Source organism: Caballeronia sp. NK8 (genome assembly GCF_018408855.1).
Lineage (GTDB): Bacteria > Pseudomonadota > Gammaproteobacteria > Burkholderiales > Burkholderiaceae > Caballeronia.
This window is the reverse complement of record NZ_AP024322.1, coordinates 1,716,130-1,730,051: the sequence shown is the minus strand read 5'-3', so window position 1 is coordinate 1,730,051 and position 13,922 is coordinate 1,716,130. Positions and strand designations below refer to the sequence as shown.

The following is a 13,922-nucleotide window of genomic DNA, read 5'->3' as shown; positions in this document are numbered from 1 at the left end:
CGGCGCTACTACTCGCCGGCCGATCTGCCGATGAACTTCGCCGGAAACGGCTCGGCATCCGGGCGCTCGGGAAAGCGCGGCTCGGGCGCGCCGCCCGTGCGCTGGCGTTTGAGCGCCGCGAGCAGTTCCTGCTGCTCGACGGGAATCTGATAGTCCCAGCCGAACTTGCTGAGCTGCAGGCTTTGCGCGATGCGCAGCGCGGGTTCCATGAACTGCACGGCGGCGGCCGGTTCGTAGCGCGCCTCGACCGTGTTCAGAAACAGCGACAGCCAGCGCGCGAAGTGGCGCGGCTCGATGTCGTCGATCGGCCGGTGGGCTTCCTGCACATTCCCGCGATACTGCTTCGACCCGAGCACGAGGCTCGACCAGAACGTCGTCATTTTGGCGAGATGCTCGTCCCAGCGGCCCGTGAGCGCGCGAGAGAAGATCGGGCCGAGCAGCGGATCGTCGTCGACGCGGCGATAAAAGGCTTCGACGAGCGCGCGCACGTTGGCCTCGCTGGGTTCGCGATCGCGCGGATCGGCTGCAGGTTGGTGATCTGAATTCATGAAGGTCAAGCGCCAGCCGATGGTTTGCTGACGAAAAGCAATAATATGACGCACAATATCGGATACTCGGGCGGGCGCTGCTCCGGCAGCGGCCCGCATCGAGCGCCGCGCCGGCTCCATTTTCGGGCTGCCCGCGTGCCGATACTAGCCCTTGCGGGGCAGACGACCGTCATTTCCCTTGCCACCGCGCGGTTTTCGCGCAGCCGGCGCGACATGACGCCGCTTCCTGTTCAAGTCGTTCTCGTACCCGCGTCACCGATGCACCCAGGCGCCTGAACCCATGCGCGCGACACCATGCGACTGACCGACTACACCGACTACGCCCTGCGCGTTTTGCTATATCTCGCCGTCCGACCGGCCGGGCTCGCAACGATTCAGGAGATCTCGGACGGCTACGGCATCTCGAAGAATCATCTGATGAAGATCGTCCAGCAGCTCGGCGAGCTTGGCTGGGTCGAGACCGTGCGCGGCCGCAACGGCGGGCTGCGGCTGTCGGCGCGCTCGAACGATCTCACGATCGGCGACGTCGTGCGCAAGACCGAGAGCGACTTTGCGATCGTCGGTTGTTTCGTGGACCAGGAGGCCGCCGTGCGCCAGCGCTGCGTGATCCAGCCGCAGTGCCGTCTGCGCGGCGTGCTCGCGGCCGCGCGCGACGCGTTTCTCGCCGAACTCGACAAGTACACGGTCCGCGAACTCGCGGAACCAGCGAACGAACTCGCGCGGCTGCTGGGCATCGTCACCATCACGCCTGTTCCGGCAAGTGCGCTGGTGCCGAGCCGCGCGCCTTCCTGATCGAACGAAGCGATTCAGTTACCGATCGTTTGCCGAAAGCCGGCCCTCGGTCAAGAGCCTGTCGAAAAGCAAAAAAGTGCACTTATCGAGCTAAACAACGCTTGAAAGTGACAGAAAGCGCCTCATTTTGATCGTATTCAGAATTGGAGCTTCAAAAAATGAGAATCGACAAACTCACCACCAAATTCCAGGAAGCGCTCTCGGACGCGCAAAGCCTGGCAGTCGGACACGACAACCAGTACATCGAGCCGGTTCACCTGCTTGCGGCGCTGATCGCACAGCAGGACGGTTCCGCGCGTTCGCTGCTGTCGCATGCGGGCGTGCAGGTGCCGGCGCTGCAAACTTCGCTGAACGACGCCATCAGGCGTCTGCCGCAAGTTCAGGGCACGGACGGCAATGTTCAAGTGAGCCGCGAGCTCGCGGGCCTGCTCAACGCCGCGGACAAGGAAGCGCAAAAGCTCAACGACACGTATATCGCGAGCGAGATGTTCCTGATTGCCGTCGCGGACGATCGTGGCGAAGCGGGCCGCATCGCGAAGCAGCACGGCCTGTCGCGCCGCGCGCTCGAAGCGGCGATCAACGCCGTGCGCGGCGGCGCGCAGGTCAACAGCCAGGACGCCGAAAGCCAGCGCGAGGCGCTCAAGAAATACACCGTCGATCTGACGGAACGCGCCCGCGCGGGCAAGCTCGATCCGGTGATCGGCCGCGACGACGAAATCCGTCGCGCGATCCAGATCCTCCAGCGCCGCACGAAGAACAATCCGGTGCTGATCGGCGAGCCGGGCGTCGGCAAGACGGCGATCGTCGAAGGGCTCGCGCAGCGCATCGTCAATGGCGAAGTGCCGGAAACGCTCAAGAACAAGCGCGTGCTGTCGCTCGACATGGCCGCGCTGCTCGCGGGCGCGAAGTATCGCGGCGAGTTCGAGGAGCGCCTGAAGGCGGTGCTGCATGACATCGCGAAGGATGAAGGGCAGACCATCGTCTTCATCGACGAAATTCACACGATGGTCGGCGCGGGCAAGGCCGAAGGCGCGATGGACGCGGGCAACATGCTCAAGCCGGCGCTCTCGCGCGGCGAGCTGCATTGCGTCGGCGCGACCACGCTCGACGAATACCGCAAGTACATCGAGAAGGACGCGGCGCTGGAACGCCGCTTCCAGAAGGTGCTGGTAGACGAGCCGACTGTGGAAGCGACTATCGCGATCCTGCGCGGCTTGCAGGAAAAGTACGAGCTGCATCACGGCGTCGATATCACCGATCCGGCGATCGTCGCGGCGGCGGAACTGTCGCATCGCTATATCACGGACCGCTTCCTGCCGGACAAGGCCATCGATCTGATCGATGAAGCGGCGTCGCGCATCAAGATGGAAATCGATTCGAAGCCCGAAGAGATGGACAAGCTGGACCGTCGTCTCATTCAGCTGAAGATCGAGCGCGAGGCGGTGAAGAAGGAGAAGGACGAAGCGTCGCAGAAGCGTCTGCAACTGATCGAAGAGGAAATCGATCGGCTGAACCGCGAGTATTCGGACCTGGAAGAAATCTGGACTGCCGAGAAAGCGGCCGTGCAGGGCAGCGCGCAATTGAAGGAAGAAATCGAGAAGGTGCGCGCGGACATCACGCGGCTGCAGCGCGAAGGCAAGCTCGAAAAGGTCGCCGAGTTGCAGTACGGCAAGCTGCCGGAACTCGAAGCGCGCCTGAAGCAGGTGACGCAGGCCGAATCGCAGGAGCAGAACAACCCGACGCGTCCGCGGCTGCTGCGCACGCAGGTCGGCGCGGAGGAAATCGCCGAAGTCGTGTCGCGTTCCACCGGCATTCCCGTGTCGCGGATGATGCAGGGCGAGCGCGAAAAGCTCTTGCAGATCGAGAGCAAGTTGCACGAGCGCGTGATCGGCCAGGACGAGGCGATCGGCGCGGTGGCGGACGCGATTCGCCGTTCACGCGCCGGTTTGTCCGATCCGAACCGTCCGTATGGCTCGTTCCTGTTCCTGGGTCCTACGGGCGTCGGCAAGACGGAACTGTGCAAGGCGCTCGCGTCGTTCCTGTTCGATTCGGAGGATCATCTCATCCGCATCGACATGAGCGAGTTCATGGAGAAGCACAGCGTTGCGCGGCTGATCGGCGCGCCGCCGGGATACGTGGGCTATGAGGAAGGCGGTTATCTGACCGAAGCGGTGCGTCGCAAGCCGTATAGCGTGATTTTGCTCGACGAAATCGAGAAGGCGCATCCGGACGTGTTCAACGTGCTCCTGCAAGTGCTCGACGATGGCCGCATGACCGATGGCCAGGGCCGCACCGTGGACTTCAAGAACACGGTGATCGTGATGACGTCGAACCTCGGTTCGCAAGTCATTCAGGGCATGGTCGGCGAGCCGCAGGAGAACGTGAAGGACGCCGTCTGGGAAGAAGTGAAGCTGCACTTCCGGCCGGAATTCCTGAACCGTATCGACGATGTCGTCGTGTTCCATGCGCTCGATCGCACCAATATCGAATCGATCGCGAAGATTCAGCTGCATCGTTTGCAGGAACGTCTGGCGAAGCTCGACATGCAGCTCGAAGTGTCGGACACGGCGCTCGAGCAGATCGGCAAGGTCGGCTACGATCCGCTGTTCGGCGCGCGGCCGCTGAAGCGCGCGATTCAGCAAGAGATCGAAAATCCGGTCGCCAAGCTGATTCTCGCCGGACGGTTCGGGCCGAAGGACGTCATTCCGGTCGATGTGCGGGAAGGGCAGTTCGTGTTCGATCGCGTGGTGCATTGAGGCGCGCCGAGGCTGACCCGCATGCGGGTCAGCCGTTCATACAAAAGGCAACGAAGCGATTCGTTGCCTTTTTTCTTTATGGCGCGCTCGAAACACCGTCTGCAAAGTAAAAGCCCCGCGCGGCGCAATGCCGGCGGGGCTTTCGATGCAACAAGAAGCGCGATCAGCCCTGCTTGGGCTCTTCGCTCTTGCCGCCAAACAGGCCGCCAAGGCCGCCGAGCGAGCCGAGCACGCTGGACAGATCGAGCTGGCCTTCGGGCGGCACTTCGCCGTTGGGCGTCGCGCGGTCGACGACATGCGGCAACACCGCCGCCAGCATGCCCGAGAGTTGATCGCCCGAGACGCCGGCTTTCTGCGCGAGCGCGCCGACGTTGTCCTGACCGAGCACGTTGGTGAGCGTGTCGGGGCTGATCGGCTTGTTCTCGCCCGTGCCGATCCACGATTGCACGACATCGCCCGCGCCGTGCTGCTGGAAGCGCTGGATCAGGCCCATGAGACCGCCCGGCTGGCTGTTGACGAACGCGAGCGCCGCCGTGATCAGCGCGGCCTGGCCGGACTGGGCAGGTTGGCCGCCCGGTTGTTGCGATGAATTGCCGAGGGTGGAGGCGAGGATATCGATTAGGCTCATGGCAGTCTCACTACGAGAGGTTACGGGGTGGGTTCGCTCGCGCCGCCGCGTCCGCATGTGAGCGGGGCGCGGCGGCGCGGGCATCGGCCGCGAGCGACCGTTCAACGATGGTCCTGCGAAGGCAACGTTCCTCCGTCAAGGTTCCCCGAAGAATTACTGACTTGCGGCCGCTGCGCTGGCGGCCTTGTCTTTCTTGCTGCGCTTCGATTTGCTTGTTTTCGTGTCGCTGGCGGCGGACGGTGCCGATGCGCTGGCCGTCGCCGACGCGGCGCTTTCCTTCTTCGACTTCTTCGAAGCCTTCGTGCCCGATGCGGGTGCAGCGGGCGTCGTGGCCGGCGTCTGCGCCGTGGTGGCAGTCGGCGCAGTTGCGCCAGTGGCCGCCGTCGAGGACTTGACCGTCGAGTTCGGCGCGGCGGCGCCGCCTTGCGTCGTGGTGGGTTTGGACGTCTTGCCCGTCGGCGGCAGCGAGGAACCGCCGATCGTCAGGCCGTTCTGCTCCAGATTCGCCACCGACTTCGTGCCGAGGCCCTTGACGCGGGTGGCGAGATCATCGGCGTCCTTGAACGGGCCGTTCTTGGTGCGCTCGTCGACGATCGCTTTGGACTTTACCGGCCCCAGACCCTTTACCGATTCCAGCGCGGCTTGATCGGCGGTATTGACGTCGACCGCGGCGAAGGCCACACCCATCGACACTATGAACGCTAAGCACAGCATCAGCAGCTTTTTCAGCATGACGGCACTCCAGGCTTGGTGAGAAAGGATGAATCGATAAGTTCGGGCCGATTGGGAAGATGCCGTTAAGCATAGGGCAAAAAGCCGGCACGAACGATGACGGTTCGCATTGTGCACGACCCCGCCGCGCGCACCGCGCTTCCGCACAATCTTTAACGCTGCGAAACGCCGGACGGATGACGTTGCGATTTAGTCTCTCACCGGAGCGCACCGGCGGGCGTCTTCGCAAACGCGCCGCGCACCTCGAAGCCGACCTGATCGACGACTTCGCCTTTCGAGTCGACCAGTTCCAGCACGTGACGGCCCGGCCACGGCAGCCACGCCGCGCGGGCGTCGTGGCCATAGGATTTGCCGTCGAGCCGCCACGCGAGGCGCGCGCCGCTGTCGACGCGCTCGAACCACACGCGTTGCCGCGCGGGCGGAATATCCGGATCGAGCGCGAAGATCGTGCCGTTCGTCGGCGCGCCGATGCGTGCCGCCTTCGCGTCGGGTTGCGCGCCGCGCGCGGCCTCCGCCGCATGGGACGTGAGGCCGATGGCGCTCATCTGCGTGCCGCGCACGAACCATTCGTTGCGCGCCGGCTCGATCTCGTTCTGATACGTGACGCGGGTCGTCACGACGCCCGATGGCGTTTGCGGCGGACGGCTATCCGATCGCCGGTTCAGATAGTTGACGATCGCGTTCCACGCGGGCGCGGCGCCGGTCACGCCTGAAACGTCCCACATCGGCGCGCCGTCGGCATTGCCGACCCAGACGCCCACGCTATAACGCGAGGTGAAACCGACCGCCCAGTTGTCGCGCATGTCCTTGCTGGTGCCGGTCTTTACCGCGCTGAAGGTGCGCGTCGCGAGCACGCTGTCGAAGCCGAAGGTGCGCGTGCGCGCGTTGTTGTCGGCGAGGATGTCCGTGACGATGAAGCTCGCTTCGGGGCTGAAGATGCGGGTGCCCGCGGGCGCGGGACGATCCTGCATGAGATCGAAGAACGGCCGCGCGATACCGCCGTTCGCAAGCGTGCGGTACGCGTTGGTCAGCGTCGCCAGCGTGACATCCGCGCTGCCGAGCGCGAGGCTGAAGCCGTAGTAATCGCCCGCCTGCGTCAGCGGCAGGCCGAGTGCGACGAGCGTCTTCGCGAAACGATGCGGCGTCACCATCACGAGCGTACGCACCGCGGGCACGTTCAGCGAGGAACCCAGCGCGGTGCGCACGCTCACCCAGCCCTTGAAATCGTGATCGTAGTTCTGCGGGATGTAGAGGCCGCCGCCGGTCGCCAGATCGAGCGGGGCGTCGTCGAGCAGGGTGGCGGCGGTGACGCGCTTCTCGTCGATGGCCTGCGCATAGAGGAAGGGTTTGAGCGTCGAGCCCGCCTGACGCGCGGCCAGCGCGGCATCGACTTCCGGCGCGTTCGACAGACCGCCCGCCGAGCCGACCCACGCGAGCACATCGCCCGAACGGTTGTCGATCACGACCGCCGCCGCGTCGTGCACGTTGCGCGGATGCGCGCGCGCGTTCAGTTCGGCGAGCGTGCGCGCGAGCGTATCGCGGGCGAAGCGTTGCAGGCGGGCGTCGAGCGTGGAGCGCACGCGCGCGCCTGCCGCCGGATGCACTTCGTTCGCGATGCGTCGCGCGAGATGCGGCGCGAGCGCGGCATCTCCTTGAGCGAAGGCGGGGGCGGACGCCGTGCGCGTGAGCGTGAGCTGGACATAGCTGCCCAGATTGACGCATGGATCGACGCCGCGCGTGCCGTGCAGCGTCTGCATGTCGCGCAGGATCGCGCAGGTTCGCGCGGCGACTTTCGGATACGGCGCATTCGGCGCGCGCACGAGCGCGGCGGCGAGCGCGGCTTCGCGTTCGTCGAGACCTGACGGCGCCTTGCCGAACAGCGTCTGCGAGAGCGCCGACAAGCCGACGATCTCGCCGCGAAACGGCACGAGATTCAGATACGCCTCGAGAATCTGATCCTTGCGCCAGCTGCGTTCGAGCCACAGCGCGCCGATCGTCTGGCCGGCCTTTTCGCCGATCGAGCGCCGGCCTGCTGGCTTGCCGGCATCGATGAGGCCGTCGAGCTGCATCGTCACCGTCGATGCGCCGCGCGTGCGCGTGTTCCACAGATTGCCCCATGCAGCCGCGGCCGCGCCACGCCAGTCGACGCCGGCGTGTTCGTAGAAGCGCTTGTCTTCCGATACGACGATCGCCTCGCGCAACGCCGGCGACACATCCGACAGCGCGACCCAGTCGCCGCGCCGCGCGCTCGTATCGACGCGCGTGCGGGCAAGCGGCTCGCCGTCGCGCGCGAGCAGCACCCAGTCCGAGCTGCGCCACTTCGCCCGCACCTCGTCGAAGTTCGGCGACGCGTGCGCCGCCGCCGACAGAGCGCAGGCGATGACGAGGCAGGCGGCGCGTCTCATGACGTCACTTCGCGGGCGACGGCTGCACGGTCACCGCCGCGTTCGGCAGCGCGCCGAACGTCGAGGGCGCGTAAAGCGCTTCGACGCGCGTCGGCGGCAGGCCGAAGGTGCCGGGATTGTTCAGCCGCATCGTGTATTCGACCGTCAGCTTGCCCTTCGGCAGATAGTCGTAATACGCGCGATAGCCCTCGAAGCCACGTTCGACGAACGCAGGCCACGCGCCGCGATCCTGCTTCTCGCCCGATGTCGCGGCTTCGGAGTCGCGGCCGAGACCGGAGCCGAGTATCGTCGCGCCCGCGGGAATCGGATCGTTGACGACCACCCAGGTCATGTCGCTTTGCGCGTCGATGTCGAGATGCACGCGCACGATGTCGCCGCGCGAGAGCACGCCCTTCACGGCAGGGTCGATCGGCGTGACGGTCTTCGCGATGCGATAGCCCGCCGCGAACGGCGCCTTGAGCGCGACGGCCGCGAGACTTTCGATTGTCGCCCACGGTTTGCCCGTGCCGTCCTGCGTCAGCGTGAGCGAACCGGTGCTCCACGGCAGCATGACGCTGCGCACGCTCGCGGTTTTCGTCACGGACGTGGCCGAAGCGGGCGCATTCGATGCAGGCGCGCTCCAGTTCACACCTTGCGTCGAAGTGCCGAGCTGAATCGACGTATGACCCGTGACCGGCGTGCTCTCGAACAGGCGTGAGAACCGTCCGACCGCCAGCGCGCCCCACAGATTGGCGGTCGTCGTCTGCCACGCGCCGTTCTTCTGCAACGCCAGCAGACCCGCGACGACGCGCGGCATCTCGTCCTTCCAGCCCGGCGCGTCCGCGAAAATGAGCGCGGTGCGCGCGGCGTTGGTCTCGGCGCTGGTCATGAGCCACCAGAGATCGTCGTCGCGCTCGGTCGAGAACGTGAGGCGCGTGCCCTGATACGTCAGGCGCGCGCGGATGATCTGCTCCGCCTGCGCGCGCTTCTCGTCGCGATTCGGAATGCCATCGACGCGCGAGAGGATCGCGTAGTAATCGAGCACCGCCGATGTCGGCCACTGGTCCGGCGCGATCGTGATCGAGCCGAGCATGCGCGGCTGCGCGAGGCCGTAGCGCGACAGCGCCTCGATGGCCGCGAGCTTCTCGAAGTCGCGATCGTTGCGTGGCGTCCAGAACTTGCGTTCGAGCTTGCCGTCGACGAAATTCGCGAGGCCTGCCGCCATCTGATTGCGCAGATCGGCGGGCAGGGCGAAGCGGCTGTCCTGTTTCGCGGCTTCGTCGCTGACGGCGAGCAGATACGCGGTGAGGGCGGGGCTGCCGGTCGGACGTTCGTCGTCAGCAGGCGGGAAGTAGTTCGCGAGGCCGTCGCGGTCGAGATACGACGGCATCTTCGTGAGCACGCCTTGCCATTGCGCGGCGTCCATCAGGCCGAGCGCGCGCGAGGTTTGCTGCTCGAGGCAATTGTACGGATAGCGCTCGAACCAGCGGCGCACGCCGGGCAGACCGTCCGCGAGCTTCGGCTGCAAGGACACCGCGATGCCGCCGCGCACGGCGCCATCGCCCGATTTGCTTGCGTCGGCGGGCGGCGCGACGGGCAGCGCGAAGGTGCCGTCGACCTGCGTGATCGTCGCCTGCTGCACGGTGACGGGAATCGCCGCGACGACTTTCTGCGTCAGCTTCACGGCGTCGCTTGCCTTGGGCGCGGCCTGTTCTGCCGCGCTGACTTCCCATGCGAGACTCGCGGAGGAATTGGCGCCGAGGACATCCGGCGTCGTCACGTCCCAGGCCACTTCCTGCGACGATTCCGGCGCAAGCTCCACCGTGCGCGCGTCGAGCGCGAGCGAACCGGCGCGCGGCGCGACGACGACGCGCATCGTCCGCGCGGTCGTGTTGCGCAGCGTGAACTGCGCGCGGAACGCATCGCCGACGCGCACGAGCGGCGGCAATCCCGAGATCAGCTGCAAGTCCTGCGTGCTTTGAATCGATGCGCTGCCGGTGCCGAACTGCCCCGCGCCGACCGCCGCGACTGCGACGATCCGAAAGCGCGTGAGCGCGTCGTTCAGCGGTACGTCGACGGTGGCTTCGCCCTTCGCATCGAGCGTGACGCGCGGATTCCACAGCAGCAGCGTGTCGAACAGCTCGCGCGTCGCGCTGTGTCCGCCGCCGCCGCCCGCGGGCACCGCCTTGCGTCCGAAGTGACGCCGCCCAATGATCTCCATCTGCGCGGTCGCCGTCTCGACGCCGTAGGCGCGCTGCTGCAGCATCGCGTCGAGCACGTCCCAGCTTCGGTTCGGCATCAGTTCGAGCAGCGCTTCATCGACGGCTGCGACGGCAATCTGCGTGCCGGCCGGCGCGGGCTTGCCGTCGGGCAGCGCGACCTTGACCTTGACGTGCGCGCGGCTTCTCACCTTGTACGACTTCGCGTCCGGACTTACGTTGACGGCGAGCCGGTGCGCCGCCGTGCCGACCTTGATCGAGGCGAGCCCGTAACGGAACGCGGGCTTCGACAGATCGACGAGCGGCGTCGGCGCCTGATACTGCCGGCCTTCGTACCAGAACGCGCGCGCCCATTCGACCGGTGCCTTCCATCCCCAGGTGAAGAACGAATACCACGGCACCTCGCGGATGCGTCCGCGCAACGCGAGCACCGACACGTAGACGTTCGGCCCCCAGGTTTCCTCGACCTTCAGCTCGACGGTCGGGTCCTTTCCGTTCAGTTCGACGACCCGCGTCTCTACGATGCCTTCACGCTCGACCGCGACGAGCGCCGTCGCCGAGCGGAACGGCATGCGTACCTGAAAGCGCGCGGTCTCGCCGGGTTCGTAGCTGGTTTTTTCGGGCAAGACGTCGATGCGATCGGTGTTCTCGCCGCCGAACCACAACTCGTCCTGGCGCGTGACCCAGACCGACGTGCTCGCGTTGGCCGCGCGGCCGTCGCCGTCTTTGGCGACCGCGATCAGATCGACGTTGCCCGGTTCTTTCAGGTTTGCGTCGCAGGAGACGATGCCGTGATCGTCGCTCTTGCCGCTGCACAGCGTGCCGAGATCCTTGATCTCGGTGTGGTTGTCGTACGCATAGAAGCCGCCGACCATGCGTTTCCTCGAACTCGACATCACGCGTGCGACGGCCTTGATATCGACCGATACGCCCGCGCGCGGCTTGCCCTGCAAATCGAGCGCGATGGCCTGCACCGGCAGCGCGCCGCCGACCGACACCCAATGCCCCGCCTTCACGCCGACGGCGACCGCGGCCGGCCAGAGCGTCGCGCTGCCGCTGATGGTCTGGATCTCGCCGTTCGGATCAGCGAAGCTCGCTTCGAGTGCGAGACGCTTCGGCGATTCGACCGCCGGCAGCGGCTTCACCGTGACCTTGCCGACGCCGTCGCGATCGAGCGTCACGCGCAGTTTGTCCGCGATGAGCTTCGTCGTCGCGTTGTCCTGCTGTTCGCTGTCTTCGTCTTCGGCGGGCGCGCTTGCACCGTCGTTCGCCGGTTTGCGATAGGGCGCAAAGCTGAACGCCTCGTACTGAGAAGCAAACGCCGGCGCTGTGTCGCGCACGAGCGCGGAAACCTGCACCGGCAGATTCGACGCCGGTCCGCCCTGCACGTATTCGAGCCGCACCGCGACGGCCGCTTCCTGCGCGCCGACGAGTCCGGGCGATTTCGCGTCGCCGGCCGTGATCGCGCCTTTGAACACCGGCAGGCGGAATTCCTCGACACGGAAACTGCCCGATTCGTACGACTGCGTGACGGCGTTGTCGTTGTCGCCGTCGTTGTCGCCGTCGTTGTCGTCGTCGTTCGACGCGGCCGCGCCGTTGTCGAGCGTCACGCTGTATTCGCCGAGCTTCGCGGCGACGGGCACGGTGAAGGTCGAATCGGCACTATGATCGGCCGCCCATTTGAGCGGCAGATGCCAGGTCTGGCCGCTGCCGACGTGGCGGATAGTCACGCGGCTCGGATAACTCGCCGGGAACGCGAAGCCGCCGAGCGTTTCGACGCGCAGCAGATGCTTCATCGACACGGTTTCGCCCGCGCGCAGCAGCGTGCGGTCGAATACCGTATGGGCGCGCGTCGTGCGCGTCGCGCTCATGTCGGTCGGCACGTTGAAGCGCCACGATTCGATACCGCGATTCCAGTCCGACAGCACGAACGCCATGTCCGGCCCGGTGACGGAATCGTTCACGCGCGCCGACACGAAGAAGCCGCCCCACGCGAGGCTGTGCTCGTTGCATTCGCGCGCGGCCACGAGCGGCTTGCCGATCTTCGCGAGCCCTTGCGCGTCGGTTTTCGCGGTGGCGATTTCCTCGCCGTTGCAGTCGGTCACGCGCACTTGCGCGTTCGCCACGGGCTTGCCCTTGTCGAGCGTCGTGACCCACGCGAGGCTGTTCTCGCGCCCCTGCTTGAAATGCACGCCGAGATTGGTGACGAGCACCGACGTGCGCACGTACATCGCCTGAGGTTTGCCGAGCAGCGACGCGCCGAGCGCGGGCGAGTTCAGTTCGACGACATAGAAGCCCGGCTTCGTGAGCGGAATGCCGACGACTTCGAATGGCCGCAAGGCTTTCGGATCGGCGGCGGGCAGGGTGAGCGTTTCGACGCCGCGCTGCTTCGCCAGCATCGACAGCGAACGGATGTCGATCTGCGGGTCTTTGGACACCGAGCCGTCGCTGTTCGGGATGACGACCGGCGCGATGCCGTTGCGCAGCATCGCCGGCATGCGCTCCTCGATGGTCGAGCGCGGCATCGCGACGCCATCAAACAGATCGACGGCGCGCATCCACTGGCGGATGTCCTGGTCGGCGTCGAGCTTGAGCTTCGTGATCTGCGATGTGCCCGAATCGAGGCCCTGCACATGCAGATCCGCTTCGACGTGGCGCAGCGTCACCGGCAGCATCGCGGGCATGTCCGGTTCGGCGAAGCGCTCGATGATGCCGAACGTGCCCGATGAGAACTTCGCGAGCGGCGGCATCGGCGCGGTCGCGGTCTTGAGCGGGAAGAGATCGGCGTTGGCGAGCGCGCGGCCGCTGACGTCCTTCAGGTTCGCGGGGGCGTCGATGGTGAGATCGGCGCGCTCGGGCAGCGGCGCGGCGAATTCGACGGCGCTGACTTCGGCGTCCTTGTCGGTCGCATCGAAACGAGGCGACGCGTTGCCCTTCGGCCCGTGCAGCACGAACTTCTGCGCGTCGGCGCGGCTGATCGGCGCGCTGAAGTTCAGGCGCAGCGGACGCAGCGGCGTGCAAGGCGCGTTCGCGTTCTCGCGCTCGCAGGAGAAGTTCGCCGTGAAGGGCTCGCGCACGTTGAAGTCGAAGCGCTTCTCGACGTCGTTGGCGATGCCGCTTTGCCCCGTCACGCCCGCGCCGTACACGAGCTGCATTTTGCTCGCCGACGGCAACGTTTGCTGGCACGCGAGCGTAAGCACGCGATCGCTTTCCTTTTGCAGCTTGAAATGGTCGAGCAGGGCGGCGCGTGTGGCGTCATCGACCGCGCGCACCGGAATGCGGTTGCCGAGCGCGCTCGATTCGCACCAGACGTGTTCGAGCACCGAAGCCTGCGTAGCCGGGCCGTTCAGCCGCAGCACGAAGGCCTGATTCTCTTCGATGTCGCCGTAGCTCGGCATGATGCGCGTGACGAACGGTCCGCCCGTCTGAAACGCGAAGTGGCGCGGGCCGCCAAGCGCGTTGCCGGCGACGGACTTGAGGCCGTCCGCGAGATCGAGCGCGCAGCGCACGCCGGGCGGCAGATCGTGCTCGAAGTCGAACGCCCAGGTTCTGGCGTCAATCCAGCGGCCCGAGCCCGCGGTCGCCGCCGTGCTCGCACCGCTACAGGCGAGCTTGCCGGGCGCGCCCGCCGCCGCATTGCCGAACGCGATCATCGGTTCGTCGAATTTGGCGACGACCTGCCGCACTTGCGCGACCTTGCCTTGCGGAGACACGCTGGCGATGCGCGCGGCATCGGCTCGATGCAGCGCGGTGCTCAAACCAAGCGCGGCGATCAGCGTGGTTGCGGCCAGAATCCATTTTTTTTGTGACGTTGTAATGCGGCTCATCCACTCGCTCCGGGTTTCCCTCGACGCGAAATTCTA

7 protein-coding genes are annotated in these 13,922 nt (G+C 66.2%); 2 read left to right on the top strand and 5 right to left on the bottom strand.

Translation table 11 applies throughout. The features are described from left to right. Positions 1–8 precede the first annotated feature (8 nt). The gene (locus NK8_RS08255; protein ID WP_213226035.1) at positions 9–548 is read right to left on the bottom strand and encodes a group III truncated hemoglobin; all 540 of its coding nucleotides are present in this window, start codon (positions 546–548) and stop codon (positions 9–11) included. Positions 549–842: 294 nt separating this feature from the next. Between NK8_RS08255 and NK8_RS08250 the strand changes: the two genes are divergently transcribed. Next, positions 843–1,340, top strand: coding sequence for an Rrf2 family transcriptional regulator (locus NK8_RS08250; protein ID WP_213226034.1), 498 nt, complete (start codon positions 843–845; stop codon positions 1,338–1,340). Between the two features lie 158 nt (positions 1,341–1,498). After that, entirely contained in the window at positions 1,499–4,096 is a 2,598-nt protein-coding gene (clpB, locus tag NK8_RS08245) for an ATP-dependent chaperone ClpB (protein ID WP_213226033.1), read from the top strand. 163 nt (positions 4,097–4,259) lie between these two features. Here clpB and NK8_RS08240 read toward each other — a convergent pair whose 3' ends face one another. From NK8_RS08240 to NK8_RS08225, 4 genes are all read right to left on the bottom strand, one after another. After that, positions 4,260–4,724: a YidB family protein gene (locus NK8_RS08240; RefSeq protein WP_162065786.1), complete on the bottom strand. Its 465-nt coding sequence runs from the start codon at positions 4,722–4,724 to the stop codon at positions 4,260–4,262. Between the two features lie 153 nt (positions 4,725–4,877). Continuing rightward, positions 4,878–5,456, bottom strand: a complete 579-nt coding sequence (locus NK8_RS08235) for a helix-hairpin-helix domain-containing protein (RefSeq protein ID WP_213228560.1) — start codon at positions 5,454–5,456, stop codon at positions 4,878–4,880. 197 nt (positions 5,457–5,653) lie between these two features. After that, positions 5,654–7,861 carry a penicillin-binding protein 1C gene (gene pbpC / locus NK8_RS08230; protein ID WP_213226032.1) on the bottom strand — a complete coding sequence of 736 codons (2,208 nt, stop codon included), beginning with the start codon at positions 7,859–7,861 and terminating at the stop codon, positions 5,654–5,656. A 4-nt stretch (positions 7,862–7,865) separates the two neighbouring features. Beyond that, positions 7,866–13,886 (bottom strand): Ig-like domain-containing alpha-2-macroglobulin family protein, encoded by a 6,021-nt coding sequence (locus tag NK8_RS08225; protein WP_213226031.1) that lies wholly within the window; start codon positions 13,884–13,886, stop codon positions 7,866–7,868. Positions 13,887–13,922: the final 36 nt, after the last annotated feature.